This is a genomic window from Nocardia sp. NPDC004278, assembly GCF_053602975.1.
The window spans coordinates 87,296-112,296 of record NZ_JBSGEQ010000019.1; the positions used below are offsets into that span (position 1 = coordinate 87,296).

General features: G+C 64.5%; 29 protein-coding genes and 1 pseudogene. 14 read left to right on the forward strand and 16 right to left on the reverse strand.

From position 1 onward, the window contains the following. The first annotated feature begins 106 nt into the window (after nt 1-106). Nucleotides 107-310 carry a MarR family winged helix-turn-helix transcriptional regulator gene (locus tag ACWEO2_RS26635; RefSeq protein WP_452407798.1) on the forward strand — a complete coding sequence of 68 codons (204 nt, stop codon included), beginning with the start codon at nt 107-109 and terminating at the stop codon, nt 308-310. Between the two features lie 206 nt (nt 311-516). On the opposite strand, the gene lysA is transcribed toward ACWEO2_RS26635, so the two are convergent. Beyond that, on the reverse strand, nt 517-1,860 hold the full coding sequence (lysA, locus tag ACWEO2_RS26640; protein ID WP_452407799.1) for a diaminopimelate decarboxylase: 1,344 nt from the start codon (nt 1,858-1,860) through the stop codon (nt 517-519). Nucleotides 1,861-2,309: 449 nt separating this feature from the next. On the opposite strand from lysA, the pseudogene ACWEO2_RS26645 reads away from it, so the two are divergent. Next, nucleotides 2,310-2,421: pseudogene (locus ACWEO2_RS26645) on the forward strand (sugar phosphate nucleotidyltransferase); the annotation flags it as partial. Between the two features lie 184 nt (nt 2,422-2,605). Here ACWEO2_RS26645 and cmrA read toward each other — a convergent pair. After that, complete coding sequence (gene cmrA, locus ACWEO2_RS26650; protein WP_452407800.1) at nt 2,606-3,409, reverse strand: mycolate reductase; 804 nt, start codon at nt 3,407-3,409, stop codon at nt 2,606-2,608. Between the two features lie 443 nt (nt 3,410-3,852). Between cmrA and ACWEO2_RS26655 the strand changes: the two genes are divergently transcribed. Continuing rightward, nucleotides 3,853-4,233 (forward strand): VOC family protein, encoded by a 381-nt coding sequence (locus ACWEO2_RS26655; protein ID WP_354961309.1) that lies wholly within the window; start codon nt 3,853-3,855, stop codon nt 4,231-4,233. 40 nt (nt 4,234-4,273) lie between these two features. On the opposite strand, the gene ACWEO2_RS26660 is transcribed toward ACWEO2_RS26655, so the two are convergent. Both ACWEO2_RS26660 and ACWEO2_RS26665 read right to left on the reverse strand, forming a co-directional pair. Next, a complete protein-coding gene (locus ACWEO2_RS26660) occupies nt 4,274-6,304 on the reverse strand; it encodes an FAD-dependent oxidoreductase (protein WP_452407801.1) in 2,031 nt (676 codons plus the stop codon). Continuing rightward, nucleotides 6,301-6,882, reverse strand: a complete 582-nt coding sequence (locus ACWEO2_RS26665; protein ID WP_452407802.1) for a PadR family transcriptional regulator — start codon at nt 6,880-6,882, stop codon at nt 6,301-6,303. Before ACWEO2_RS26665 ends, ACWEO2_RS26660 begins: the two co-directional genes overlap by 4 nt. 147 nt (nt 6,883-7,029) lie before the next feature. Here ACWEO2_RS26665 and ACWEO2_RS26670 point away from each other — a divergent pair, with 147 nt between their 5' ends. Continuing rightward, nucleotides 7,030-8,367 (forward strand): MFS transporter, encoded by a 1,338-nt coding sequence (locus tag ACWEO2_RS26670; RefSeq protein WP_452407803.1) that lies wholly within the window; start codon nt 7,030-7,032, stop codon nt 8,365-8,367. Here the strand turns inward: ACWEO2_RS26670 and ACWEO2_RS26675 are convergent. Then, the gene (locus tag ACWEO2_RS26675) at nt 8,364-8,984 is read right to left on the reverse strand and encodes a TetR family transcriptional regulator (protein ID WP_355181029.1); all 621 of its coding nucleotides are present in this window, start codon (nt 8,982-8,984) and stop codon (nt 8,364-8,366) included. The genes ACWEO2_RS26670 and ACWEO2_RS26675 overlap by 4 nt on opposite strands. Before the next feature lie 266 nt (nt 8,985-9,250). Here ACWEO2_RS26675 and ACWEO2_RS26680 point away from each other — a divergent pair, with 266 nt between their 5' ends. From ACWEO2_RS26680 to ACWEO2_RS26690, 3 genes are read left to right on the forward strand one after another with little or no spacing between them, the layout of a single operon-like run. Continuing rightward, nucleotides 9,251-10,309, forward strand: a complete 1,059-nt coding sequence (locus ACWEO2_RS26680; RefSeq protein WP_452407804.1) for a ferredoxin reductase — start codon at nt 9,251-9,253, stop codon at nt 10,307-10,309. Nucleotides 10,310-10,331: 22 nt separating this feature from the next. Next, nucleotides 10,332-11,480 (forward strand): fatty acid desaturase family protein, encoded by a 1,149-nt coding sequence (locus ACWEO2_RS26685; RefSeq protein WP_452407805.1) that lies wholly within the window; start codon nt 10,332-10,334, stop codon nt 11,478-11,480. A 42-nt stretch (nt 11,481-11,522) separates the two neighbouring features. Next, nucleotides 11,523-11,816, forward strand: coding sequence for a hypothetical protein (locus ACWEO2_RS26690; protein ID WP_452407806.1), 294 nt, complete (start codon nt 11,523-11,525; stop codon nt 11,814-11,816). 23 nt (nt 11,817-11,839) lie between these two features. Here the strand turns inward: ACWEO2_RS26690 and ACWEO2_RS26695 are convergent, their stop codons facing one another. After that, nucleotides 11,840-12,373 (reverse strand): DUF4254 domain-containing protein, encoded by a 534-nt coding sequence (locus ACWEO2_RS26695; RefSeq protein WP_452407807.1) that lies wholly within the window; start codon nt 12,371-12,373, stop codon nt 11,840-11,842. 440 nt (nt 12,374-12,813) lie between these two features. On the opposite strand from ACWEO2_RS26695, the gene ACWEO2_RS26700 reads away from it, so the two are divergent. After that, the gene (locus ACWEO2_RS26700; RefSeq protein WP_452407808.1) at nt 12,814-13,092 is read left to right on the forward strand and encodes a hypothetical protein; all 279 of its coding nucleotides are present in this window, start codon (nt 12,814-12,816) and stop codon (nt 13,090-13,092) included. A gap of 128 nt (nt 13,093-13,220) precedes the next feature. Here ACWEO2_RS26700 and ACWEO2_RS26705 read toward each other — a convergent pair whose 3' ends face one another. Beyond that, complete coding sequence (locus ACWEO2_RS26705; RefSeq protein WP_452407809.1) at nt 13,221-14,702, reverse strand: hypothetical protein; 1,482 nt, start codon at nt 14,700-14,702, stop codon at nt 13,221-13,223. Between the two features lie 262 nt (nt 14,703-14,964). Continuing rightward, nucleotides 14,965-15,762, reverse strand: coding sequence for an alpha/beta fold hydrolase (locus ACWEO2_RS26710; RefSeq protein ID WP_452407810.1), 798 nt, complete (start codon nt 15,760-15,762; stop codon nt 14,965-14,967). A 166-nt stretch (nt 15,763-15,928) separates the two neighbouring features. On the opposite strand from ACWEO2_RS26710, the gene ACWEO2_RS26715 reads away from it, so the two are divergent. Then, a complete protein-coding gene (locus tag ACWEO2_RS26715; RefSeq protein WP_452407811.1) occupies nt 15,929-16,795 on the forward strand; it encodes a MerR family transcriptional regulator in 867 nt (288 codons plus the stop codon). A gap of 267 nt (nt 16,796-17,062) precedes the next feature. Here the strand turns inward: ACWEO2_RS26715 and ACWEO2_RS26720 are convergent, their stop codons facing one another. Further along, nucleotides 17,063-17,311 carry a hypothetical protein gene (locus tag ACWEO2_RS26720; protein WP_452407812.1) on the reverse strand — a complete coding sequence of 83 codons (249 nt, stop codon included), beginning with the start codon at nt 17,309-17,311 and terminating at the stop codon, nt 17,063-17,065. After that, nucleotides 17,304-17,627 carry a hypothetical protein gene (locus ACWEO2_RS26725; protein ID WP_452407813.1) on the reverse strand — a complete coding sequence of 108 codons (324 nt, stop codon included), beginning with the start codon at nt 17,625-17,627 and terminating at the stop codon, nt 17,304-17,306. The genes ACWEO2_RS26720 and ACWEO2_RS26725 overlap by 8 nt, the downstream gene beginning before the upstream one ends. A 462-nt stretch (nt 17,628-18,089) precedes the next feature. Here ACWEO2_RS26725 and ACWEO2_RS26730 point away from each other — a divergent pair, with 462 nt between their 5' ends. Genes ACWEO2_RS26730 through ACWEO2_RS26745 form a run of 4 tightly spaced genes read left to right on the forward strand, consistent with a single transcriptional unit; the run spans nt 18,090 to nt 19,615 of the window. Then, nucleotides 18,090-19,037: a helix-turn-helix domain-containing protein gene (locus ACWEO2_RS26730; RefSeq protein ID WP_452407868.1), complete on the forward strand. Its 948-nt coding sequence runs from the start codon at nt 18,090-18,092 to the stop codon at nt 19,035-19,037. Next, the gene (locus ACWEO2_RS26735; protein ID WP_452407814.1) at nt 19,027-19,224 is read left to right on the forward strand and encodes a DUF397 domain-containing protein; all 198 of its coding nucleotides are present in this window, start codon (nt 19,027-19,029) and stop codon (nt 19,222-19,224) included. Before ACWEO2_RS26730 ends, ACWEO2_RS26735 begins: the two co-directional genes overlap by 11 nt. A gap of 8 nt (nt 19,225-19,232) precedes the next feature. Continuing rightward, complete coding sequence (locus ACWEO2_RS26740) at nt 19,233-19,412, forward strand: DUF397 domain-containing protein (RefSeq protein ID WP_452407869.1); 180 nt, start codon at nt 19,233-19,235, stop codon at nt 19,410-19,412. After that, complete coding sequence (locus ACWEO2_RS26745) at nt 19,409-19,615, forward strand: DUF397 domain-containing protein (protein ID WP_452407815.1); 207 nt, start codon at nt 19,409-19,411, stop codon at nt 19,613-19,615. Before ACWEO2_RS26740 ends, ACWEO2_RS26745 begins: the two co-directional genes overlap by 4 nt. A 131-nt stretch (nt 19,616-19,746) precedes the next feature. Here the strand turns inward: ACWEO2_RS26745 and ACWEO2_RS26750 are convergent, their stop codons facing one another. The 3 genes from ACWEO2_RS26750 to ACWEO2_RS26760 are packed head-to-tail and all read right to left on the reverse strand — an operon-like array spanning nt 19,747 to nt 21,249. Next, nucleotides 19,747-20,592 carry a helix-turn-helix domain-containing protein gene (locus ACWEO2_RS26750; RefSeq protein WP_452407816.1) on the reverse strand — a complete coding sequence of 282 codons (846 nt, stop codon included), beginning with the start codon at nt 20,590-20,592 and terminating at the stop codon, nt 19,747-19,749. Then, the gene (locus ACWEO2_RS26755; protein WP_452407817.1) at nt 20,589-21,116 is read right to left on the reverse strand and encodes a DUF6879 family protein; all 528 of its coding nucleotides are present in this window, start codon (nt 21,114-21,116) and stop codon (nt 20,589-20,591) included. Before ACWEO2_RS26755 ends, ACWEO2_RS26750 begins: the two co-directional genes overlap by 4 nt. Further along, entirely contained in the window at nt 21,088-21,249 is a 162-nt protein-coding gene (locus tag ACWEO2_RS26760; protein WP_452407818.1) for a hypothetical protein, read from the reverse strand. The genes ACWEO2_RS26755 and ACWEO2_RS26760 overlap by 29 nt, the downstream gene beginning before the upstream one ends. Before the next feature lie 362 nt (nt 21,250-21,611). Here ACWEO2_RS26760 and ACWEO2_RS26765 point away from each other — a divergent pair, with 362 nt between their 5' ends. Next, the gene (locus ACWEO2_RS26765; protein WP_452407819.1) at nt 21,612-22,289 is read left to right on the forward strand and encodes a DUF4389 domain-containing protein; all 678 of its coding nucleotides are present in this window, start codon (nt 21,612-21,614) and stop codon (nt 22,287-22,289) included. 38 nt (nt 22,290-22,327) lie between these two features. Here ACWEO2_RS26765 and ACWEO2_RS26770 read toward each other — a convergent pair whose 3' ends face one another. The 3 genes from ACWEO2_RS26770 to ACWEO2_RS26780 form a co-directional block, all read right to left on the reverse strand. Next, a complete protein-coding gene (locus ACWEO2_RS26770) occupies nt 22,328-23,191 on the reverse strand; it encodes an ABC transporter ATP-binding protein (RefSeq protein ID WP_452407870.1) in 864 nt (287 codons plus the stop codon). A gap of 128 nt (nt 23,192-23,319) precedes the next feature. Beyond that, complete coding sequence (locus tag ACWEO2_RS26775) at nt 23,320-24,153, reverse strand: ABC transporter permease (RefSeq protein WP_452407820.1); 834 nt, start codon at nt 24,151-24,153, stop codon at nt 23,320-23,322. Beyond that, nucleotides 24,146-24,964, reverse strand: coding sequence for an ABC transporter permease (locus ACWEO2_RS26780; protein ID WP_452407821.1), 819 nt, complete (start codon nt 24,962-24,964; stop codon nt 24,146-24,148). The genes ACWEO2_RS26775 and ACWEO2_RS26780 overlap by 8 nt, the downstream gene beginning before the upstream one ends. Nucleotides 24,965-25,001: the final 37 nt, after the last annotated feature.

Consider the following 25,001-nt stretch of genomic DNA (forward strand, 5'->3'; position numbering starts at 1 on the left):
GCATTTCGCTCTCGTAGGCATGGACCGCGTCCCGCGCTGCGGGTCGAGGAACCGCACGCCCGTGCCGGGTTTTCCCGCGGTGGCGACGATTCGTTCGTAGCGGGGGTTGGCGGAGCGACGCAAGGATCAGCGGGACCGCCGCAGCTATGCCGTGCACATCACGGCGAGCGGCCGGGAACGGCTCGACGCCGCCAACCGCACCGCTGATGCGGTGGTGATCGAGTTGCTGGCGCCATTCTCGGATGCCGAGCGGCGACAGTTGCACGAACTGCTGGGCCGGTTCATCGAACACGCCGCCGGACAAAGCTGAGTTGCCGCCAGCGCGCTCGGCGAACAGTCCGGTCCGAGGCGCCGGATGATCGAGATGGGCTCGTGAACTCGTGGCGCGGTCCAGCTCGCGCGCCGCATCGCCGGGCCGCGCTGCCGCGGTGCGCGAGGCCGGATTGCGTCGCCGTCCCGCTGACCGCCGCGTCCCCGCCTGGCGCGGTTCGTTTTCTGATTGGACCGGCGGCGCGGTCAGTTGCCGATATCGCGGAGGAGTAGATCGGCAATGGTTTCGCGGCGGACCAGTTGGCGGGCGCGCCCATTGTGCACCGCGATGATCGGTGGACGGCCGACGCTGTTGTAGGACGAGGCGAGGCTGTGGTGGTATGCGCCGGTACACGGCACTGCCAGCACCTCGCCGGGACGTAGGTCGGCGGGCAGACGGATATCGGTGGCCAGCACATCGCCTGCCTCGCAATAGCGACCGGCCACCGTCGCGGTCATCTGTGGACCGCATATATGCCGATTGGCAACGACCACTTCGTAATTCGCGCCATAAAGCGCCACGCGGGCGTTATCGCCCATGCCGCCGTCGACGGTGACGTAGGTCCGTCCGCCATCGATGTGCTTGACCGACAGCACCCGATACAGCGTGACCCCGGCGCGCGCCACGATGGCGCGGCCCGGTTCCATGGCGATATTCGGGCGCGGGAAGTGGTGTCGCGCGCAGCCTGCGTCGAGGGCGTCGTCGATGATGTCGGCGAGTTCGGCCAGATTCATCTCGGCGTCGCAGCTGCGGTAGGCGACCGCATGTCCGCCGCCCAGGTCGAGGTCGGTGAGGATGCGACCGTAATCCTGGCGGACCCTTGCCATTTCGCCGATCATCCGCCGCACCGCCTCGCCGTAGTGGTCCGGATCGTCGATCTGGGAGCCGAGGTGGCAGTGGAAACCGATCAGCTCGAGGTTCGGCATGCGCAGAACGCGTTCGATCGCTTCAGTAGCCATCTCGCTGCCGATCGGGAAACCGAATTTCTGATCCAGCACACCGGTTTTCACCGCCGGATGCCCGTGCACATCGATGCCTGGAGATAGTCGGAGCAGTACCTGCTGTGGCCGGGTGGCCAGCGCGGAGAGCAGGGTGATCTCGGTCAGCGAGTCGACCACGATCCGGCCGACGCCGCTGCGAACGGCGGCATCCAGCTCGTCGTAGGATTTTCCATTGCCGTGCAGGACGATCCGCTTCGGATCGACACCGGCAGCGAGTGCGATGGCCAGCTCGCCCGCCGAGCATACGTCCACCGAAAGTCCTTCTTGGGTAACCCATTCCGCGACCGCGCGAATCATCAGCGCCTTGCCCGCATAGATGATCTCGGCCTCCGGGAAGGCCTTCTTGTAGGCGCGGCAGCGGGCGCGCACCTCCTGCTCGTCGAGTACGTAGGTGGCGGTGCCGTACTGGTCGGCGATGTCGGCGAGGGCGACCCCGCCGAGGGTGATTCTGCCGTCGCCGTCGTAGTGGGTATCCCGCGGCCAGACCGCGGAGTCGAGGCGCGAAGGCATTCCCGACCGTAGCGACGGGAAGATTTCGAGCAGCGTCACGTGGATTCTCTCCTCGGTGTGCCCCCGCTTTCTCTCCATGCGGGGCCGACTTCAGGACTACGCCGCTTCCTATTGACCATGGGAAATGCTGACAGTTCCTTGACGCGCCCGAGCTGGTTCCTGACGGGTTGCTGACCGATGTGCAGTGCGCTGTGACCTGGCCCGCGCTCGCGCTGAGCCGGGCCCGATCCGACGTTCCCGCCGGTGCATGGCTCGGCTTCCTGCCGCCCGACAGTGCTGCTGGACATCCTGCGCGCGGAACTGATCGCGGAACCGGCCACAGTGGACCTGACCTCGTGGTGGCTCGGCGCGAGGGTGTCAACCGGCGGCGTCTGTCACCACTTCGGGTCGAAAGTGAGTTTGCTGGCTGCCGCCTCCAGCGCGTTCTACGGGGCGCGGCGCAGATCTGGCATCTCGTCGCAACGACGCTGGAACTCGGACCGCGGGGCGTGCGGTCCGGGTCGGGAGTGGTTCTGGTCGGTCAGGGCACGCGGTTACGTCCGCTGACCCTGTCGGCACCCAAGCCGATGCTGCCCACGGCCGGGCTGCCGTTCCCGTCACGGTTGACGCGTGCGGTCGGCGGGTCAGGACAACCAAGACGCACCGGCTGTGGTCGGCGCAGCAAAGGAACAGTGGGTGCGCGACGTCTCCGCCGACCGGATCTTCGAACTTGGGCCGTGTGCGAGGTCATGCCTGCGGCCTCATCGGGTGGTGACCGCCGAGCGTTCGCAGCGGCCCGGGGTCTTCAGCCGCCGAGCTTCTTGTAGAACGCACCGGCGATCGGGGCGGTGAGGGAGCGGGGGCCGTATTGGCCTGCGACGCTCATGCCCTTGCTGATCAGGCCCGGGACCACACGCATCTTGTTGCGGACCAGGGCGTCAATGGAAATCTTGGCGGTGTATTCGGAGGTGACCCACATGAAGTCGGGGACCATTTTGTCGACGATGGAGGCCTCGGCCGGATCCGGGGTTTCGGTGCGGACCGGGCCGGGGGCGAGCAGGGTGACGTGTACGCCCGAGCCCTTCAATTCGCCACGCAGCGATTCGGAGAAGGTATTGGCGAAGGCCTTGCTTGCCGCATAGGTCGCATTGTTCGGAATCGGCATATTGCCCGCCGCCGACCCACTGATCAGGATCCCGCCACCACCCCTGGCGATCATCCCGGGCAGCACGGCCAAGGTGAGATCGTGCACCGCGACGGCGTTGAGCTCCATCTGGTCGCGCTCATAGGCCGGATCGAGTTCGGCAACCGCGCCGAATGTGGCAATACCGGCGTTATTGCACAGGATCGAGATATTGCGAGCGGCCAACTCCTCGACCAGCGGCGCCCGTGCGCTGCGGTCGGACAAATCAACTGCGCGCACCTCAGCGGTAATGCCGTGCGCCAGCGTCAGCCGCTGCGCCAGCTCGTTCAGTACCTCCCCACGCCGCGCAACCAGGATCAACGAATACCCGCGAGCAGCAAGTTCAGCGGCCAGTGCGGTACCGATGCCGGACGAGGCGCCGGTAACGACCGCGCGATTCTCAGAGGTAGGAGAGGGCAAGCTCACGAGTGGAGCCTAGGGGATAGGACCAGAAGATGATCTCAGCGCCCATCCCTGCCCCGAATCGGCAAGGTCCCACAGGATCCGGACAAGAACGCGTGCACTCACCCACAGCCGAACTCAACTGGTGATCGCCGACCGCACAATGGTCTCGAACACACAGACCACGCCACCCCATCGACACCATCGAGGATGCAACGAACTGGCACCCGGTTTGCTCCAGACCGAGGACTACTCTCGCGCCCTGATACGCAGCTATCTGCTGGAGGAAACTGACCAAGGCAGCGATCGGCACCTTGCCCGGCTGCCCGGACCGGGTCGGCCCTGAAATCGCGTCGCCCGTGCTCGCCTCGTCCGGTACGATCGCGGGATTGTTTTCACCGCTGGGAGCCCATGAGGTTTGCCTGTGGTCTCCCGGCAGTTCCCCAGGCTGAGAGCAGGTTTCGCTAATGGCATGTCGTATCAGTGAGCTCGTGCTCGGTTGCCGCGACCCTGAGGTGCTGGCGCGGTTCTGGTGCGAGGTACTGGACTTCGTCGTGCTCGATCGGGAGGACGACGGCACGCTGGAGATCGGGCCGCGCGAAGGGTTCGGCGGTCCGCAGCCGACGATCATCCTCAGTCGCAGGGATGAGCCGGAGCCGGGGAAGTCCCGGCTGCACATCGACGTCAACGCCACCGACCGCGATCAGGACGCCGAGCTCGAACGCCTGCTGAAGCTCGGTGCGCGCCCGGCCGACATCGGCCAGACCGGGCAGGAGCAGTGGCATGTCCTGGCTGACCCGGAAGGTAATGAGTTCTGCCTGCTCAAGGCCCGCCTCAACCCACTCTGATAGGTCGCGCCTCGACACCGGGTACCCGGCCGGTGCGCTGCTAGAGCCGGGCGGCCAGGCGCGTGCCCTGGTCGATTGCGCGCTTGGCGTCGAGTTCGGCTGCCAGGTCGGCGCCGCCGATGAGGTGGATGGTGGCTCCGGCTGCGCGCAGGGGTTCTTCGAGTTCGCGTACGGATTCCTGGCCTGCGCAGATGATGACGTTGTCGACCGGGATCAGTTGGGGGCGTTGGCGTTTTTCGCCGAAGCTGATGTGTAGGCCGCTGTCATCGATGCGCTCGTAGTTGACGCCGCCGACGTGTTCGACGCCCTTGGCTTTGAGTGCGGCGCGGTGCACCCAGCCGGAGGTTTTGCCGAGGTCCTTGCCGAAGGGGGTCGATTTGCGTTGCAGCAGTACGACTTCGCGCGCGGCGGGCGCGGGTTTGGGCTTGGTGAGCTGGCCGGGGACCTGCTCGTCGGTGGAGTCGACGCCCCATTCTTCCTTCCACTCGTCCAGCTTGAGCGCGGGATGTCCTTCGACAGTGAGGAATTCGCTCACGTCGTAGCCGATACCGCCCGCGCCGATGACCGCGACGCGCTTGCCAACTTGCCGCTCCGCACGCACCAGTTCGGCATAGGACAGCACCATCGGGTGGTCGATGCCCGGAATATTCGGAATGCGCGGGCGCACACCGGTGGCCAGCACGATTTCGTCGTAGCGCGCCTCGATCAGCTCCGCCGCGGTGATCCGCTTGTTCAGGTGCACGTTCACGCCGGTGATCTCGAGCATCCTGGTGTAGTAGCGGATCGATTCGTTGAACTCTTCCTTGCCCGGAATGCGGCGCGCGATATCGAATTGGCCGCCGATCTTGTCGTCGGCCTCGAAAAGGTCTACGCGGTGTCCACGTTCGGCGAGATTGACCGCGGCCGAAAGTCCGGCCGGGCCGGCGCCGACGACCGCGACGCGCTTGCTGCGCCGGGTCGGCAGCAGCTTCAGTTCGGTCTCATGGCCTGCGCGCGGGTTCAGCAGGCAGGACACGGTTTTGTGCTGGAAGGCGTGGTCCAGGCAGGCCTGGTTGCAGGCGATACAGGTGTTGATCTCGTCGACCCGGTCGGCGGCGGCCTTATTGACCCACTCCGGATCGGTGAGGAACGGACGCGCCAGCGAAACCAGTTGCGCATCACCGCGAGTGAGGATTTCCTCGGCGATCTCTGGCATATTGATCCGGTTCGACGCGCAGACCGGAATATTCACCTGCTCGGTGATCTTCGCGGTGAATTCGACAAAGGCCGCGCGCGGCACCGAGGTAACGATGGTCGGGACGCGCGCCTCGTGCCAGCCGATATCGGTATTCAGAATGCTCGCACCCGCGGCTTCGAGTTCCTTTGCCAGCGCGACGATTTCATCGAAGGTCTGGCCCTTCTCGACCAACTCGGCCATGGACAGCCGGAATACGATGATGAAGTCGGTCCCCACCGCGGCCCGGGTGCGGCGCACGATCTCCACCGCGATCCGGCGCCGGTTCTCCGGCGATCCGCCCCATTTGTCGGTGCGCTTATTGGTGCGCGGCGCGAGGAACTGGTTGATGAAGTAACCTTCACCGCCCATGATTTCGCAGCCGTCATAGCCGGCGAACTGGGCCAGCTTCGCACAGCGGACGTAGTCATCGATGGTCTGCTCGACGCCGCGCGCGGAGAGCTTGCGCGGGCGGAACGGGTTGATCGGGGCCTTGATCGAGGATGCCGAAACACTGCCCGGCATATAGGAATAGCGGCCCGCGTGCAGGATCTGGATGGCGATCTTGCCGCCCTCCTTGTGCACGGCCTTGGTGATCACCCGGTGCCGGTACGCCTCGGTCTTGTTGGTGAGCTTGGCGCCGAACGGCAGCAGCCAGCCGGTGCGGTTCGGTGCGTAGCCGCCGGTAATGATGAGACCGACACCGCCGCGGGCACGTTCGGCGAAATAGGCGGCGAGCCGATTGGTATCCCAGGCGCGATCCTCCAGGCCGGTGTGCATCGATCCCATGATTACGCGATTGCGCAGGGTGGTGAAGCCGAGATCGAGGGGCTCGAAAAGATGGGGGAACGAACTCATCGCTGAGTCTCACCTTTCTTCGGGTCCGCGTGCGGGGCTGTTGCACGAGGTTGCAGGGCTTGCAGTACTTCGTCGCACCATTCGACGAATCCGGACTCCACGCGAATGCCCGCGCGCAGCACCAGGTACTGGTGCAGTGGGGTACCGGAGAGCTGATCCGGTGCCGGGAAGTCGCGCTTTTCGATGAGCCGGAAGAGCTCCAGCCGCTGGTGGTGCTGATCGCGGTGCCGGGCGACCTCGACGCAGAGCGCGTCGATATCGCCATATTCGGCGGCGCGGATCTTCACGCCGAGTTCGTTGCGCGGGATAGCGGTATCGGTCGGCGCGGCGATCCAGCGCGCCAATTCGGCGCGGCCCGCCTCGTTCACCGAGTAGACCTTCTTATCGGGGCGCCCCTCCTGGGCCACCGCCTCGCTGCTCAGCCACCCGGATTCCTCCATGCGCTTGAGCACCCGATAGATCTGCTGATGGGTCGCGTTCCAGAAGAAGCCGATGGACTTGTCGAAGCGGCGCGCCAGTTCATAACCCGAACCGGCGCGCTCGGTCAGCGATACCAGCAGCGCATGTTCGAGGGCCATAGCCCAAGGTTATCGTTACAGGCAGTACTATGCAACTGAGTGCATAGAGGACGGTATCGAGCGTTGACCCGCCTGTCGACGAAATCCGCATTAGGCTGCGCCCATGAGGGCGGCATTGCGCGGCGATTCGAATGGGTTGGTGGTCGCGTGACGGGCGAGCCCGAGGTGGACCCGCGAGCGGTAGTCGGGCAAGCCGCCGGGCGCGGGCACGTGGTGGCGTGGGGATTGTGGGATTGGGGGTCCTCGGCGTTCAACGCCGTGATCCTGACCTTCGTCTTCTCGGTGTATCTGACCGATAAGGTCGGCGACGATCTGCCGGGCGGGGTGTCACCGAGCGCCTGGCTCGGTTGGGCGCTGGGCCTTGCGGGTTTCGCGGTCGCGCTCACCGCGCCGATCAGTGGGCAGCGCTTCGACGCGAGCGCGAAACGCAAAGGCTCCCTTGGGGCCTTGACCACGCTGACCATCCTGTCGATGGTGCTGATGTTCTTCGTGCACGACGACTACCGGTACTTTTGGCTCGGTCTGGTCCTGCTCGGCTTCGGCTCGGCATTTTTCGAATTGGCGGGTGTGCCCTACAACGCGATGCTGCGCCAGGTCTCCACTCCCGACGATGTCGGACGGGTCTCCGGATTCGGCTGGGCCATGGGCTATTTCGGTGGCATCTTCATTCTGCTGATCAGCTATTTCGGCTTCATATCCGGCCATGGCGACAACCGCGGCTTGCTGGGCGTGCCCGTGGATGACGGGACGAATATCCGTTTGGTGGCGATGCTGGCCGCCGTCTGGTTCGCGGCCTTCGCGCTGCCGGTATTGCTGGTCGTGCCCGAACTACCGCGCACCAATGCCGATCCGGGCGCGGCGAGGGCCGGATTCTTCGGCTCCTACCGGGTGCTGTGGCGGGATCTGCGCGAACTCTGGGCTGTCGATCGGCGCACCGTCGGCTTCCTGGTCGCCAGTGCGATCTTCCGGGACGGCCTGGCCGGGGTGTTCACCTTCGGTGCCATCCTGGCCGTGCGGGTCTATGGCATCGCCGATTCCGATGTGCTGCTCTTCGGCATCGCAGCGAATGTCGTCGCGGCGCTCGGTGCGGTCACCGCGGGGCGTTTCGATGACCGGGTCGGCCCGAAGATCGTGATCGTCATCTCGCTGGTCGCCATGGTGATCTGCGGCATCGCGCTGTTGATCGTGTCCGGTCCGACCATGTTCTGGGTCTTCGGCCTGCTGCTCACGATCTTTGTCGGCCCCGCCCAATCCGCCGCCCGTTCCTTCCTCACCCGGCTGGCCCCACCCGGCCGCGAAGGCCAGATGTTCGGCCTCTACACCACCACCGGCCGCGCCGTATCATTCCTTGCCCCAGCTCTTTTCGGCTTCTTCGTCTGGGCCTTCGATGCCGATCGCGCGGGCATTGTCGGCATCCTGGCGGTCCTCGCCCTCGGTTTGGCGGCGCTGCTGCCGGTGCGCGGGCCGGAGCGGAACGCGGCCTAACGGTTCTTCGCGGGCCGCCAGGCGGCCATGCCGAGGGCGATGAGGCGGACCTGGCGGATGGTGCGGTCGATGATGGCGGGTTGGTCGCGGGGTGCGGCGGCCACGTAGTCGGCGATGCAGTCGGCGACCGTCGAGACGATCAGGTCGGCGGCCAGCTCGAGGTCTTCCGGGGACCAGGAGTCCAGGTCCGGAATGCGGGAGAGGTCGACGACCAACTCGCGGACGATCAATTGCAGTTCGAGTGCGATGGCGTGCTGCAGGGCGGCCGAACCGCCACGGCGTTCCCGGGTGATGAAGCCGAAGAGTTCGCGCTTGGTGGCGACCTGTTCGAAGACGAACCGCACGGTCTCCGAAAGCCGGGCGTCGGGCGTGCGGCGCAATTGGCGCAGGGCCAGCCGCAGCGCGCGGATGCCTTCGTCGACCAGGGCCGCGCCGAGATCGTCGAGTGAGGCGAAATGGCGGTAGAAGGCGGTCGGCACAATGCCCGCGGAACGGGCGATCTCGCGCAGGCTCAGGGCACCGAAGCCGCGCTCGGCGGCCAGCGCGAGCGTGCCGTCGAGCAGGGCCTGCCTGGTGCGCTCCTTGCGTTCTATTCGGCTACCTGCGGGCTCGCTCATCACAGTGAGCATACATCCGTTCACCATTCGTCCATTCCGAGGATGTAGTTCGGGTCACATCAATTGCTGGTTGACACCGGACCCGGTTCATCAGTCACACTTGTTGAGTGTACAGGCGTGCACTGAAATCTTCGTCGAAGAAGTTCGGGAGCACGCCGCAGCCCGACAAGTAGAGGCACCCGCGGCATGAGCTCGCGGTCCGCTGGACAGCAGCTTGCGTGACCACGGAGGACCCAGCGCCCGCCGCACATTGAACGGAGAACCGCATGGTCGGACTTCTCGACCTGGTACAAACCCTGACCACCCCGCACCCACTCGATCGCTACCTGGAGCTCGTTCATCCGACGCTGACAGCTCGCGAGCTGCGGGCGCAGATCACCCACGTCCGCCGCTCGGTGCCGGGTTCAGTGACGCTGACTCTGCGTCCCACCCGGCAGTGGCGCGGCCACGCCGCCGGACAATATGTGCAGATCGGCGTCGTGATCGACGGCATCCGGCACACCCGGTGCTACTCGCCGGTGAATCCGGAGGCCCGGCGCGACCGGCACATCGAACTGACCGTCAAGGCGCATCCGGGCGGCCTGGTTTCGCAATATCTGTACTGCGATGCGGTCCCGGGCATGGTCGTCAGCCTCGAACCCGCCGACGGCGTCTTCCGGCTACCCGAACCGCGCCCCGAACGGGTGCTGCTGATCAGCGGCGGCAGCGGCATCACGCCGGTGCTGTCCATGCTGCGCACCCTGGCGGATGAGGGCTACCCGGGTGAACTCGCCTTCCTGCACTATGCGAAATCGCCCGAAGTGGTGCCACATCGGGCGGAGCTGGAGGCGATCGCGCAGGCGTACCGGAACTTCCGCATCGAGGTGCGCCATCCCGGCGACGGGTCCGGCTACTTCGACTACGACCAGCTCGAACGCATCGCGCCGTGGTTCGCCGATGGCGAGACCTATGTCTGCGGACCGCAGGGCCTGATGGACGCGGTGCGCAAGATCTTCGAGGCCGAACGATTGGACCACCGGCTGCACGCCGAGGAGTTCACCCTGTCCACCACCCCCGTCGATGCGGACGAGGCGTTCGGCACGGTCAGCTTCACGGCCAGCGGCAGGACCGCCGAGAACAACGGCGCCGTCCTGCTGGAACAGGCCGAGGCCGCTGGCCTGACCCCGGAATACGGCTGCCGGATGGGTATCTGCTTTTCCTGCACCGCGGTGCGGCGCACCGGCTGCACCCGCAATGTGCGCACCGGCGAAACCGACAGCGATCCGGATCAGCCCATCCAGCTCTGCATCAACGCGCCCGTCGGCGACGTCGAGATCGATATCTGAAACAACAAGGGGACCAACACCAATGACAATTTTGACCGAAACGAAAGATGGCCCGGTGGTACTGAGCCCGGAGCAGGTCGAGGAACTCGGCCGGGCCCTGGACGACCTGCGCGCCCGCATCGTCGCCGACCTCGGCGACCGTGACCGCGAATACATCTACTCGATCATCAAGGCGCAGCGCGGTTTCGAGATCGCCGGTCGCGGCCTGATGTATCTGGGTTTCCTGCCGCCGTTCTGGCTGGCCGCGGTTGCCGCGCTGAGTGTGTCGAAGATCCTGGACAATATGGAGATCGGCCACAATGTCATGCACGGCCAGTACGACTGGATGCGTGAACGCGGCCTGAATTCCCGTGAGTTCGAATGGGATACCGTCTGCCCGGCGGATCAGTGGAAGCATTCGCACAACTACATGCACCACACCTACACCAATATCCATGGTATGGACCGCGATATCGGCTACGGCATCCTGCGCATGGATGCGGCGCAGCAGTGGAATATCCTGCGACTCGGTCAGCCGCTGTACGCCTTTGCGCTGATGGTGGCGTTCGAGTGGGGCGTAATGGGCCACGACCTCGAGGTGGAGAACATCCTGCGCGGCAAGAAAAGCTGGGCGGAGGTCAAGCGATTGCTGAAGGGCCAGTGGCGCAAGGCCGGTCGGCAGGTGCTCAAGGACTATGTCGTCTTCCCGGCGCTGACCGGTCCGCTGTTCCTCAGCACGCTCGCCGGGAACGCCGCCGCGAATCTGGTGCGCAACCTGTGGGCCTTCTCCATCATCTTCTGCGGCCACTTCCCAACGGGCGTACAGACGTTCACCGAAGCGGAGACCACCGAGGAGACCCGCGGCGAGTGGTACGTCCGGCAGATGCTCGGCTCGGCCAACATCACCGGCAGCAAGCTGTTCCACATCATGTCCGGTAATCTGTCGCATCAGATCGAACACCATCTGTTCCCGGATCTGCCCGCGAACCGCTATCCGGAGATGGCGCCCGAGGTTCGGGAACTGTGCGCGAAGTATGGATTGCCGTACAACACCGGTTCGCTCGGAAAACAAGTCGGATCGGTTTGGCGGAAGATTTTCGAGCTGGCGCTGCCGCCGTTTTTGGTCGGGAAGGAGTCCACGTCCGGTGTTATTGTGATGCGACAGCGAAACACAACCGAAGTGGGCGTGTGAATGATCGGGAAATTCGAAAGTAACAAGGATCTAATTCAGGAATTGACTTCCTCGGGCGCGCGACATGTCGGAAATATCGCCAACATCATTACCGGCACCGTCGCGGAGGTCACCAGGGAGATCGGTGAGTGGATCACCGACGCCATCGAGATGAACGAGGCCGCGGCCGCCGCGCGTAAAGACGCGGCGGCGCAACGGGGCGACGAAATCGTCGACGACGACGATTTCGCGGGTGCCGTGGTCCGGGACCGGGCCGATGTGTCCTTTGACGCGGAGGTCGAGCCGACCACCTCGTTCGTCGAGGCCGAGGTGGTTGAGCCCGACAACGACCGATAGGGGGCTCGAAGACCCCTCGGTGATCACCACACCGGCAGCCTGCGCCGGTGTTCGGCCACGTCGGTGATCAGATCCTTGTACCCGTCGGCCAGTTCGGCCAATCGGCTCCACTGCAGCTGGGCGTCATCGTCCAACTGCAGTGGGTGCGGGCCGGCGGGTGTCGACATACCCAATGCATGTTGTGCCGCAACCCATTTCGCCGCCAGCCGATCGATGACGGCGCCGAGGGTCTCGGTGTGCAGCGAGGCGCCGGTGCGGTGCTGGACATGGGTGGCGACCCAATTATCGATGCGGCCCACAAGCTCGGTTCGGTGCGCGTCAGTATCGTCGACGAGTTGCAGGCTCTGCGCGACGCAGCCGCTCGGCGCGTCCGGAGCATGCGCCGCCAGCAGGGCGTTGTACCTGCATTCATGGCATTCGACCAATTCGTGTGCCACGGCGAGCACGCGGTGCCGGTGCCGCTTCGGATCGTCGGGTTCGCGAAATGCGCGCAGTAGCGCCACTGGCGATGGCAACTCGACGGCTCCGATTCGGCCTGCGGCATATTCGGTAGGCATGATGCACGCCCCTGCGGTAACGATTGATGTGTCTGGATGCGCCAGGGCCGAGGAGGATTTCGGGGAGGGGCACCCCTCGGCTCCGGCGCAGCCCCGCAGCCCGGACGCCCCCTCACACAGTCCACCAGCACGGCAAAGAAACCGGGAAATCCGCGACGATGCGATGAGGAAGACGGCCCGAGAAAATCGGGACCTTTTCAGGAAAGCGCGATAGTCGAATCGGCGCAATAGTATGGTGTAAAAGCAGATGAGCTGCCTGGAAATCGTTATGATCCGTTACGGATCGGTCACATACGCGCCAACATTCACGCCCTAACGGAATCACCGAGCGCATGGGCAGCAATCACTTCTGGCGAGGCATACCCGCGACGTCGTTCGATAGACTAACCTCGACGTTTGTGCCCGCATATGTGTCTTCGCCCGAGCTGACATTCGGGTTCATGTTCGCGCTGGAAGACCCCGAGCGAATCGCCGAGGTCGTGCGCACGCTCATCCTCCGCAAGACGGTGTCTGTCTTTCGACTCGCGCGCCTGTCCGACGATGACGGACCGCCCGAACGCTATGTCGTGAACTGGGCGGTGATTCCACAGATTTCGATCACCACCAGCGCCCCCGATCCGGATGAGCTGCAGGCGAGCCAGATCATGCTGGTGAACGCCTTCCTCGGCGAGGACGGCGAAGTGAGTCTGTACTCGGCCCAGGGCCAAGCACCCGGCTGACCCTCTTGTGCGCACCGGCAACTCCACCCAGTCCGCCATCACTTGATGATCACTGGGCCATTCCCGGTAACCGGTGTGTCGTGAGTTCAGGCGGTCCGGCAGTGCTCTACGTGCAGCAGGACGTGTGGTCAGATCGGATATGCGCCCCGGCGCTTTTCGTTGCGGACATCGGCCGGTACGGCCAGAACGCCTGTGCCTTCGATCCGGGTGTGTGGTCCGAGCGTTTCCGGGTTCACCGACAACCGCCAGGACACACCCTTGACGCCGAATTCCCAGTGGGCCAGGGCGTTCGGACGATAGGTCATCTCCTCCTCGGCGATGTCGTCGACGTTGTCGTCGCCTTGAAACTTTCGGCGCAGGGCGGCGACGGTTGCTCGGCGTGATATCGCGTGGATGCGGAAACTGTCGGGGATCGGTTCACGATGTCCGGTGCCGTGGTCGTTGTCGTTCAGCCAGGCTCGCAGTTGCTCGACGGTCGGCTGTCGACCGGAGTCGTCGGGAAGAACGACCACCTCGTCGTCGAGGACCATGCATGCCTGCTGGAGCAGACCGTCTGCTGCGATACACCAGTTCGCGTGCCAACCGTGACCGTCGTCGCCGTGGCTATACCAGTGCGCGGTGCCGAAGCGCTGGCTCAATTGTCTGCAGCGGCGGCGTACTTCGTCGTCCGGCTCGTCGTTGTAGATTCCGTCCGCCCAGTAGGTGTGACCGATTATGAGCGTCCAGCCGTCCAGCGCGGGGGTAACGAAGACGCCCCGATCCAGGTATGAATTCGGCTGGTATTCGGACGGCCATGAGAACGGGTTGACCGATAACGGCTGCCACGAGCGTTCCCAGCGGTACCTGTCGAACCCCATGCGCAGAGTGGCGGGCACCGGATTGTGCAAGTCCATCGCTTCCAGTACCGCCGCCTGGTCGATGGTCTGCACCGCGAACCACCCCGCCCGCAGTTCCATCGGCTGTGGTACTTCGGTGAGTTGTTTGGCACGAATCAATCGCCGCAGCAATGTGATATCGGCCGAATCGATTTCCTCCCAGCTGAATTCGGCGAGGAGTTGCAACACCTCGCGCCGTCCGGGCAGCCTCGAGCGCCGCATGGTCCGCAGGATCGGCGCCACGCCGGGGCCCAGGTTTCCCAACTGCTCCAACGCCAGCCGGCGAACCGATTCGGTGCGAGTGGCGAGCAGCATCACCAGCGCCGCCACCTGCTTGCACACTCGTGCCTCGGTACGCTCGCGCTTGCACATCAGGCATTCGATGCGCAGCTCTCCGACGGATTCGGTGGTGAAGTCCGGAAGCGTGGTCCCCGTAGGAACTCCGAGCGCATCGAGCAATCGGCCACCCGGACCGTTCAGATCCCAGACGGTTAGCGCTTGCACCAATAGCGTGAAGACCATGTCATTGGGCGTCATGGTCCGGAGTATTTCGATGCAATCCGACCAGGCGTGGGCGAGCTGTTCGTCTCGCAAAATCTGTACCACCACAAGGGCGCGAGCGTGCAACACCTCCCAATCGACGAGGTCGTCCTGCAGTATGTCCCGCACTTGCCGACGTATCTCCGGATCCAGATCGATGAGGAGTTCCCGCAGTTGGTCGGTCTTGATGCGCATGATCGGATCCTATATAGCCATGCGATACCCAGTAAGCCATTCCCTGGAGCGGTGGCGCGGGTGGCGTGACCTGCGGGTACGCCGGAAGTTGTTGGGGTGCAACGTGAAAGCGCAGAACCTGGGATATGAAGAAGGTCCTACCAAAGATCAACTTCATAGAGGTTCTGCGCATCGTGAGCATGACTATGAGGCAGTGCTGCCGGTCGGCGACGTCACCGCCGAGTACCTGCGAGTGTTCGCAACCGGCACATGGTGTCCAGTGTCATGACCGATGGAATGCGAGTAGGTCGTGGTTGAGCTGTTCGCGATGCGATAGGTGCAGCATGTGCGAGGCGTTCTGGTAGATCACGAGTTCGCTGTCGGGAATCAGGTCGGCCGAGCGCTGTCCGCAAGTTTGCAGCGGGGCGAAGGCATCGTGGTCTCCATGTAATACCAAGGCCGGGACCGTGATCCGGCGGGCCTCGGCTCGGAAGTCGGCAGCCATGTTGACCCGCGTGCATTCCACGGCAGCACGTAGCGATACCCGCATCCAGTCCCGGATGGTGGCGTCCTTGTCGAGTTGCGGGATATCGCAGCCGGGCAGGTCGTCGCCGAAGGATAGCGCGGCGTTATCGGCCACCCAGCGGCCGTAGTCGGTGGCGAGTTGGTTCAGCAGTGCGGTCGTGTGGTGGGGATCGATGTCGAGGTGCGGCGCCGTCGCACCGACCAACGCGATGCGGGAAACCCGATGCGCACCAGGGCGACTGAGGTATCTGATCGCCTCGCCGCCGCCCATGGAGTGCCCGACCAGTGTGACATCGGTGAGGTCGAGCCGGTTCAGCAGCGTAGCCAGATCGTCGGCGAGAGTGTCGAAGTCGTATCCCATGCCCGGGTCGTCGGATCGTCCGTGGCCGCGGCGATCGTAGGCAACGGTGCGGTAGCCGTGACCGGTCAGGTACAGCATCTGCTGCTGCCACATGTCACTGCTCATCAGCATGCTGTGCACGAACACGATCGGCCGACCGGCACCGTAGTCACGATAGAACAGGGCGGTCCCATCCGAGGCTGTCAGGAATGGCATTCGAATTTCCTTGTCGACGATGATTCTTCGCGGTAGCGGGCCGAACGGGCTACCGGTCGGCCGGCGGGCGGACCGCTTCCACCACGATCGGTGCTACCGCAACCGGACGGTCAACCCGCATTCCGCGAAAAACCCTCCGGTAAGGGGAGATCCCAGAATGGAGGCCATGACCGCATACATGTCGATCGGTGACTTCTCCCGCGCCACCCATCTGACGGTGAAGACGCTGCGCCACTATCACCAGATCGGACTGCTCACCCCGGCCGACATCGATCCGCACACCGGCTACCGCAGATACACCACTGCGCAACTGGCCGCCGCGCAGGTCGTGCGGCGACTCCGCAACCTCGATATGCCGCTGGAGGAGATCCAGGTGATGCTGACGACCTCCGATCCCGACACCCGCAACGCGCGGATCGTGGCACACCTGGACCGGCTGGAGGAACAACTCGGCCGCACCCAGCAGGCCGTCCACCAGCTGCGTGATCTGCTGGCGCACCCGGCATCCGATGACAGCACCGTCGAGCTGCGGGCCGTACCGGCGGTCACGGCAGCTGCGATCACCGAAGTCGTCGACGCCGTGGACAGCGTCGCCTGGCTGCAAGGCGCGCTCGGCGAACTCCAGGCAACCTTGCTCGCCCAGCACCTGACCCCGACCGGCCCCGCCGGGGGCATCTACACCGACGAACTGTTCACCGACCACCGCGGCCAGTCGACCATCTTCGTACCCTGCACCGGGACCGTCCGGCCGGTGGGGCGAGTCCACCCGACCATCGCACCCGCCGCCGAACTGGCGATCATGACCCACCGTGGATCACCGGTCGACGTTGATCGCACCTACGGTGCCCTCGCGGCGTACGTCGCCCGGCACGCCCTCAGCGTTCCCGGTCCGATCCGCGAGTACTACCTGACCGGCCAGCGCGACACCCCCGACCCAGCACAATGGCGCACCGAAGTCGCCTGGCCGGTCTTCCTCACCAACGCCACTGGCCTGCAACAGGGTTCGAAATCGAACGCAGCCGAACACGCCTGAACCGACACTGGCTACCGGACTAATGCCCCGTCCAGATAGCTTGCCGCGCTACCCACTTCGGCTGCTCGCCGAGCGTACTCATACGGCGGTCGATACGGCCTGGACGACGACCATTCGACTACCTTCGACCGCCCCCTGGACCCGGGGGCGATACGGTAGGAGCTAGCTGGACGCCGCACTAGCCCACTGATTCGCTGTTCCGGCGGGTTGCGGAACACCTTGCACCGCAATAGCGCCCACGACTTGTGGGTCGAGATATTAAGGGGATCACGGCTCCTCGTTATCGTGAACGTGAGTCGATTCGGCGGTGATTGCTTCGGCTTCGTCCTGGTCGTCGTACTCCGTGGGCCAGCCGTCGGCACCGATCTCGCACAGTGAACCGTCTGCGTGCTCGCACAGTGGGCTGCTATCGCTGGGGGCCAGTTCGAGTTTGAGGCAGGTGTCTTCGTGGAAGGTGGCGAGCAGTGCCTGGACGGATGGGGCGATGTTGTCTTGTTGGGGTCGGTTCTCAGTCATCCGCGTTACTTCCCAACGGATTTGGGAGGTCCGTGGCGCGCAGCAGGGCGGTCCAGTACTCATTGCGCAGCGCGTTCCAGAGGTCGTCGTGCTCGGGGAGCAATCGGCGGGCGTCGACCAAGTCGGGGTAGGTGTCGAACAGGATCGTGCCGGGTTGTGCGTCGGGGACTAGCGTGCGCGACGGGACTCGATGGGCGGTGAACGCTTCGTGCGGGAACTGCACGCGCAGGATTCGTGCGGAACTGCGGACCAGTTGCCAGACGACGGTCTTGCGGCCGTCTCGAGTTTGTGTGGTGCGCAATGCATCTCGGCGCATTACGACACCTTCCCGTTGGTGCGCCCGATGCCGGGGGACTCGACACCCCGGCACCGGGACGGTTTTGCGGGTGCAGGTCGGTTTGCCCACTCCCGGACGGCGTCGGCGAACTGTTCGACTAACTCGGCGGAAGCGCCGGTGTAGATTGCGGGCGGCCCGATGAACGGGTCTCGCTGTGGAAGCTCTCGGCTCGGCATTTGCCGACCTCCCGGACCTCGACGAATGTTTGGTGCGCCCGGCCCCGACAACCCCTGAATGTCAACGGGCGGTTGGGGACTGCTGGAGGGGCTAGCGGGTCGTTCTCCCGGCCGGGCGCGCATCGAGCACACACCGTGCAGTCGTGAAAGACACTCGAAATTGGATGATCCGTTGCAAGTCATCAGAATTCGCTGCGGAGGATCCGGCGGGTGCGGCACGATCGTTCGCGAAGTGGCACACCACCATCCAGCCAGGAGGTTCGCGTTGTCCATAAACGACTCAGCGTCCGAACGGGCACCGAAGGCGAGGTCCAGGCGACCCGCCAAGCCGGGTGCAGAAGTCGGCTCGACCGTCCCGCGGCGGCAGCTCGGACGGCATCTACGGGAGCTGCGCCAGCAGACCGGAATGTCTATCGCCGAGGTCGCCAAATTGATCGAACGCGGGGCGACCACGCTCCAGCGGCTCGAATCCGGTACCGCCGATCGAATCCGCTTGTGGGACATCGAGGCGCTGTGCCGGGTGCTGGGCGCGGACGAGACGACCACCGATGCGCTGAAGGGACTCGCGCAGCAGGGGAACACCGAGAGTTGGTGGCATGAATATGGGGATCTGATCCCGAAGGACTTTGATGTGTACATCGGCCTGGAATCGGCGGCGAGCACGCTCACGTCGTTCCAGGAACTCGTGCCGGGACTGTTTCAAACCCCTGGTTATGCCGAGACCCTGATCCGCGCGGTGTACCCGGAGGAGCCATCGTCTGAGATCACTCGCAGGGTAGAGATGAAGATGCACCGCCAGAGACTCATCACGCGCAAAGGTCGCCCCGCTGCCGTCGATGTCATCTTGGACGAATCAGTCCTGCGCCGGATGGTCGGAAATCCGCGAATCATGGCCGAGCAGCTGCGCCATCTGGCCGATCTCAGCACTAGACCCAATATCACGGTAAGGGCCTTGTCCTATATTGCTGGCGTTCCGCTGGGGGACCTGACCGGTCCGTTCACGATCGTAGACTTCGCCTCGGACGCGAAAGGCAAGCGCGAACCGTCTGTTGTCTACGTTGAGAACTTCACTGGTGCCATGTACCTCGAGCGGCCGGAAAGCGTCAGCCGATACAGGGCAGCGCACGAGACCATCGGTCGCGTAGCGTTGAGTCCAGAGTCGAGTAGGGACCTGCTTCGCAGGGCAGCAAGGGAGTACGAGCGTGAACGTTGACCTCTCCGGGGCTCGGTGGTTTAAGAGCACTCGCAGCGGCGGCAGCCAGGACTGTGTTGAGGTCGCCTTCCTTGATGACGGTCGGGTCGGTGTGCGGGACTCGAAGAACCCCTCTGGCCCGGCGCTCGTGTTCACCCCGAGCGAGTGGGACGTGTTCATTGCCGGTGCGAAGGAGCATGTCGAGTGAATGTCGGTATGTCGAATGCGGATTGGTTCAAGAGTGCTCGCAGCGGGGGCAGCAAGGACTGTGTGGAAGTTGCCTTCCTTGATGACGGTCGGGTCGGCGTGCGGGACTCGAAGAACCCGACCGGCCCGGCGCTCGTGTTCACGCCTAGCGCATGGGATGCGTTCGTTGCCGGTGCCAAGGAGCAGTGAGCGCCGACATGCCGAATGCGGATTGGTTCAAGAGTGCTCGCAGCGGGGCGAGCAAGGACTGTGTGGAAGTCGCCTCCCTCGATGACGGCCAGATCGGCGTGCGGGACTCGAAGAACCCCACCGGCCCCGCCCTCGTGTTCACATCCGGTGAATGGGATGCCTTCACCGCTGGCGTAGCCGACCGAGAGTTCGGGCGTCCGTAAGGGTTTCGCCCCGAAGACCCACGCGGCCCCCAGCATCAAAGCTGGGGGCCGCTTTGTGTCCGCGGACCTCCCAGGCCGATGCACGCTCGAGTCAGACGTTGCGCTCCAGCGCGGCCGTGATGAGTGCCGCGCTACTGAGACGCCGTTCGTCTGCGATCGACTGCGGCCAGGATCAACGCGCGGGCAAAGTCATCGGTGACGGACAATTCGGCGAGCATGTCGAACGTTTGCCCGTAGGTCGCGACTTCGCGTGGCTGGGTGACGGTCAGCTCGGCCGTGATGGTTTCCACGGTGGTCACGCGGTCGTCGAACATCACGAAATTGGTTGTCTGCTGGGGAATCTCAGCGGTGGCCGGGACGATGCCGAGGGTGACACGCGGGAGCCCGGCGGCGACGAGCAGGCGGTCGAGCTGGCCGAGCATCACCGAATCGCTGCCGACGGTGGTCAGTAGCGCCTGCTCGGCTAACAGAACGTGAAACCGGCGGTCGCCGTGGTAGAGGAATCGCTGACGCTCCATGCGCTTGGCAATGCCTGCGTCGATATCGTTCGGGAGTCGGTGCCGCATGATAGATCGCTCGAGGATCGCTCGCGCGTACTCGGGAGTCTGCAAAATTCCTGGGATCAGGACGTTCTGATAGATACGCGTCAGCCGGGTCCGCTCGGCCAGCTTGACCAGCTCATCTTGGCCGCGCCCGGTCCCGGTGCTGAGCAGACGCCGCATTTCCATGTAGGCGGCGTCGATGTTGTGCAGGGTGGCGAGCAGGTCCGCGAGTTCATCCTCGGTACCAGCATGGGCGCAGTAGGCGCGGACATCGGCGTCAGAGGCACGCAGCTTGCCGTATTCGAGTTTGGATATCTTCGATTCGTGCCAGTCTGCCAGCGCGGCGAGCTGACGCCCGGAAAGCCCTGCCCTTCGCCGAATCTCGCGCAAGCGTTGGCCGAGGGCCTCCCGAGCATCTCGAGCGGCGTTCGTCACCGGGTATCGACCGAGTTGAGGTAGTCGGCGTACGGCGTTGCCAGCGCCCATAACCGATCTCGTACACCCCGGCACCGGTCGACGATCTCCAGGTCGGAAGTAACCGCCATTCCTGCGGGCCGCCCGTCCCGGTCGACCAGATTGAACGCGACGAGCTCGTCATCGAACAGCCACCAGTCATCCGGCGGAACGCTTCCGGCATGGTGCCGCGGGACATACCGGATGTCTTCGCCGGCGGCGACGTTGCTCACCGTGATCGACAGCAACCACCGTTGATAGTCGGAGTGCGGGACGGTCACGACACGCACCCTACGCACTGTGACACCGCGCCCGACCGTCTCCCGCATGAATTGCGCCCACGGCCGTTGGCCGTAATCGGTCGGGTCGGGCTCGCCCGCGAGGAACCGTCTCAGGCCTTCCGATTCCGACGCCACCGCATAGGTGTCGCGCACCTCGAGGTGGAATGCCTCGTGCCGACACTTGCGGAACAGGTCATCAGCGGCGGGTCCGTGGACTAGCAGCACCGTAGAACGTCCTCTCTAGCTTCGGCACCTCGATCGCGGTCTCGTCGACGGCCAGTGTGAGCCGACCGAGTGTTTCGTCGTCTGTGACGGGGCGGCCCGACAGGTGGAAGGTGCCGCGGCCGGTATCGGTCATCGTCGCACTGGTGAACCGGAGGATGTGGCTCGGTTCGGTGATCAGCTGATCGAGTTGGTCGGTGCAGGGGAGGCAGTGCGGGGAAGCTGTTGCGGCGTTGGGGATTTCGCGGCAGCGGTGTTACGCGATCCTGCGGCGGAGGGCGTTTAGCTCGGCAAGCCCAGAGGGGCGAGGGGGCCGCTTTGTGTCCACAGGACGTTCTGCTCCGCGCTGCGGGGAACGCGATTCACCGCGCCCACAGGGCACCTTTTCGTTGGCGTGTCGGTATCGGAACGTGGCGTGAGCGGATGGTCGATACGGGACAATCAGGACATTCCTCACTCGTTGTCGAGGCATCGAAGCACCTGGAAGGAGCATCGATCATGGAGCCCGAGAACACCGCCAAAGCCGCGAGCCCGGTCAATCCGGTACGTGTCCGAGGAGATCTCGATCCCGCGCTATCGCGGTGGATGTGGCTGGTCAAGTGGATCCTGGCCATACCACACGCCATCATTCTGTTTTTCCTGTATATCGCGTACGTGATCGTTTCGGTCATTGCATTCTTCGCGATCCTTGTCACCGGGCAGTATCCGCGCGCGCTATTCGACTTCAATGTCGGAGTCATGCGTTGGGGGTGGCGGGTCGGCTTCTACGCCTACTCGGTGCTCGGCACCGATAAGTACCCGCCGTTCAGTCTGCAATCGGATCCCGACTATCCGGCGGATCTGGAGATCGACTACCCGGAGCAGCTGAGTCGTGGTCTGGTACTGGTGAAGTGGTGGCTGCTGGCCATTCCGCACTATCTGATCCTCGGCGCGGTCTTCAGTGCCGGTGTGGGCGGTGGCGACAACGGCTGGGGCGGATTCACCCTTGCCAATGTGCTGCTGCTGGTCGCTGTGGTGGCACTGCTTTTCACCGCGGTGTATCCCAAGGGCCTGTTCGACTTCTTGCTCGGCGTGCATCGCTGGGCCATCCGGGCCGGTGCCTATGCCTCGCTGATGCGTGACGAATACCCGCCGTTCCGGCTCGACCAGGGCGCGCGTGAACCCGAAAGTGACTGAATAGCAATAGAATCGCCGAGCCGGACAGCGAGTCGCGGTCACCACGCGGATTCATAGATCCGCCGGACCACATCCTCGATGTCCGGCTCTTCTATGGACAGATCGCGCACCTCGGCGCGATCGGATACGGCGGCGAGAACCTGTGCGGCCGTGGTTGCTTCGGCATCGAAGGCCAAACGCTGCCGCATCCCGTTGCCCTCGCTGGTCAGCAGTTCGGTGCTCGGCAGATCATCGAGATTGCGGGTGGGTTCGACCAGATCGACGACCAACACCCGCCGGGCACCCACCCGCACCGCGAGTCCGGTCAGTGAACCGTCGTACACCAGGCTGCCGCGGTCGACGACGAGCACGCGATCGCAGAGCCGTTCGATATCGCCCATATCGTGGGTGGTGAGCAGCAGCGTGGTGCCGCGCTCGGTACGTTCGGCGCGGAGGAATTCGCGTAGTCGCTGTTTCGACAACACATCCAGGCCGATGGTCGGCTCGTCGAGAATGACCAGTTCGGGCGAGTGCAGCAGCGCCGCGGCGACCTCGGCCCGCATGCGCTGCCCAAGCGAGAGTTGGCGCACCGGGGTATCCAGCGTCTCGGCCATCTCCAACTGTTCCACCAGCTCGTAGGTGCGTTTTTGCGCGACATCGGATTCCAGCCGATGGATGGCGGCCAGGATCGAAAACGATTCGCGCAGTGGCAGATCCCACCAGAGCTGGGAGCGCTGGCCGAAGACCACCCCGATGCGGGCGGCGAGTTCGCGCCGCTGGCGCACCGGGTCCAGACCACAGGTGCGCACCGTGCCCGAGGTCGGGACCAGGATGCCGGTCAGCATTTTGATCGTGGTGGATTTGCCCGCCCCATTCGCCCCGATATAGCCAACCGCCGAGCCGCGTTCGATTCGGAACGTCATCCGGTCGACCGCGGTGAGCGTCTCGCGGCTGCGTCGCCAGCGGTGCCCGTTCTTGCGGTGCAGCGTGAATTCTCTTGTCAGATTCTCGATGTCGATGATCGAGTCCGGTAGCGCGCTCTCTACCACGCTTATCCGCCCCCTCCTTGATAGTGCCGAGTACCGAGTCGCCACAAGCCCAACGCGAGCAGCCACACCCACAGCGCCGCCAACGGTGTCAACCAGGCCAGCCAGGATGGCAGCAGCGGCGGGCCGGGTAGGTGCAGGAGCGCGATGGTCGGTAGGTACGCCGTGAACGCGACCGGGATGGCGAAGCCGAACACCAGCTTCAGCGATGTCGGGAACACCGATGCGGGTTGCATGGCGGCGAACGAGCCCCCGTAGGTGAAGCTGTTGGTCAGTTCCGAACCGTCGATCAGGTAGAACTGGGCGCCCGCGGCGCAGACGAACAGGCCGCCGAAGACGGCGACACCACTTATCAGGGTGATCGTCAAGAGTACGAAAGTCCGGGGCCCCCAATCGATATCGTTGCGAATCAGTCCCGATCCGAGCACGATGATCGCCACCGAGGCGCGCGCCAACCGGCGCAGTGAAATATCGCTGGTGATCAGCTGCAGCAGTAGTGGTTGGGGGCGTAGGTGGTAGGCGTCGAGCATACCGAGCCGGATGAGCGTCGGTAGCGAATCGAGGTGGCCGAACAGGACTTGGGCCAGTGCGAATCCGGTATTGCTGAGGCCGAACAGCAAAAGTGCGCCGTTCAGGTCGAGCCCGCCGAGCACCCGGACGTTGTGGTAGATGACCCACACCTCGGCGAACTCGACAACGCCGATCAGGAAGGCGCTGAATACCTCACTGGCGAAGGACAATCGGTAGGTGCGTTGGGCCCGTATCCGGGATCGCAACACGGCCGCGTACGGGGTGAACCGGGTTCCGGCCGGTAGGGGCGTATACGGAGGCTCAGCCACCCTGCACCTCCAGCCTGCGACGTCCGGCCGCCAACAGCACGCGGCCGATCGCACCGATCGCGAGCACCCAGAAGATCTGTGTGGCAACGACCGTCCCGGCGGTCAGCCCGGTGACCCGACCCGACAGGATGTCGATCGGCGACTGCAGGATCGACGGGAACGGGGTGGCCTGCGCGACGGTGCGCAGCCATGCCGGGAACATGTGCACCGGCACAAATAGCCCGGCCAGGAACGTGCCGCAAATCTGGTACAGCACCCGAATGCCGCGTGTCTCCACCACCCAGAATCCGATCAATCCGACGGCGAAAAGGCATAGAAACGACAACGCAACGGCCAGAACCACACTGACCAGTCCGAGTAGGTAGGGGCCCGGTGTGCCGGGCATGGCGAGCCCGAAGGTGAACACGCCGACCAGCACACTCGGCACGCCGCGCGGCAGGATCGTGCAGGCGGCACGGCCGAGATCGATGGTGAGATAGCTGAATTGGACATCGACCGGACGCAGGAAGTCGATCGCGATATCGCCGTTCTTGACCCGGTCCACCAATTCCAGTGGTGGACCCATGAATTGGGTCGCGCCGAGCAGGGCCTGGGACAGCCAGACATAGGCGCCGATCGATCCCGCGTCGTAACCGCCGAACCCGCCGGAGGCGCGCACCGCGGCCATCATGACAGCGGCGCGGACGAACCCGAAGACGCAGTTGGTGAAGAGTCCGGCGAACATCGCGAGTTTGTACTGGGATTGGCGCCGGAATCCGGCCCGGGCGAGATAGAGATACAACCGTGCGGTTCGGAACGCGGGCGCTACCACGGGCAGCAATCTGTCGCTCTCCACACTGCCGCGCACA

Bases quoted from the DNA above. Each gene is read 5' to 3' on its own strand.
- ACWEO2_RS26655 (WP_354961309.1), top strand. From the start codon at position 3,853: ATGGCATGTCGTATCAGTGAGCTCGTGCTCGGTTGCCGCGACCCTGAG.
- ACWEO2_RS26660 (WP_452407801.1), bottom strand. From the start codon at position 6,304: ATGAGTTCGTTCCCCCATCTTTTCGAGCCCCTCGATCTCGGCTTCACC.
- ACWEO2_RS26665 (WP_452407802.1), bottom strand. From the start codon at position 6,882: ATGGCCCTCGAACATGCGCTGCTGGTATCGCTGACCGAGCGCGCCGGT.
- ACWEO2_RS26675 (WP_355181029.1), bottom strand. From the start codon at position 8,984: ATGAGCGAGCCCGCAGGTAGCCGAATAGAACGCAAGGAGCGCACCAGG.
- ACWEO2_RS26680 (WP_452407804.1), top strand. From the start codon at position 9,251: ATGGTCGGACTTCTCGACCTGGTACAAACCCTGACCACCCCGCACCCA.
- ACWEO2_RS26685 (WP_452407805.1), top strand. From the start codon at position 10,332: ATGACAATTTTGACCGAAACGAAAGATGGCCCGGTGGTACTGAGCCCG.
- ACWEO2_RS26695 (WP_452407807.1), bottom strand. From the start codon at position 12,373: ATGCCTACCGAATATGCCGCAGGCCGAATCGGAGCCGTCGAGTTGCCA.
- ACWEO2_RS26700 (WP_452407808.1), top strand. From the start codon at position 12,814: ATGTTCGCGCTGGAAGACCCCGAGCGAATCGCCGAGGTCGTGCGCACG.
- ACWEO2_RS26705 (WP_452407809.1), bottom strand. From the start codon at position 14,702: ATGCGCATCAAGACCGACCAACTGCGGGAACTCCTCATCGATCTGGAT.
- ACWEO2_RS26710 (WP_452407810.1), bottom strand. From the start codon at position 15,762: ATGCCATTCCTGACAGCCTCGGATGGGACCGCCCTGTTCTATCGTGAC.
- ACWEO2_RS26715 (WP_452407811.1), top strand. From the start codon at position 15,929: ATGACCGCATACATGTCGATCGGTGACTTCTCCCGCGCCACCCATCTG.
- ACWEO2_RS26720 (WP_452407812.1), bottom strand. From the start codon at position 17,311: ATGACTGAGAACCGACCCCAACAAGACAACATCGCCCCATCCGTCCAG.
- ACWEO2_RS26725 (WP_452407813.1), bottom strand. From the start codon at position 17,627: ATGCGCCGAGATGCATTGCGCACCACACAAACTCGAGACGGCCGCAAG.
- ACWEO2_RS26740 (WP_452407869.1), top strand. From the start codon at position 19,233: ATGTCGAATGCGGATTGGTTCAAGAGTGCTCGCAGCGGGGGCAGCAAG.
- ACWEO2_RS26760 (WP_452407818.1), bottom strand. From the start codon at position 21,249: ATGACCGATACCGGCCGCGGCACCTTCCACCTGTCGGGCCGCCCCGTC.
- ACWEO2_RS26765 (WP_452407819.1), top strand. From the start codon at position 21,612: ATGGAGCCCGAGAACACCGCCAAAGCCGCGAGCCCGGTCAATCCGGTA.
- ACWEO2_RS26770 (WP_452407870.1), bottom strand. From the start codon at position 23,191: ATGACGTTCCGAATCGAACGCGGCTCGGCGGTTGGCTATATCGGGGCG.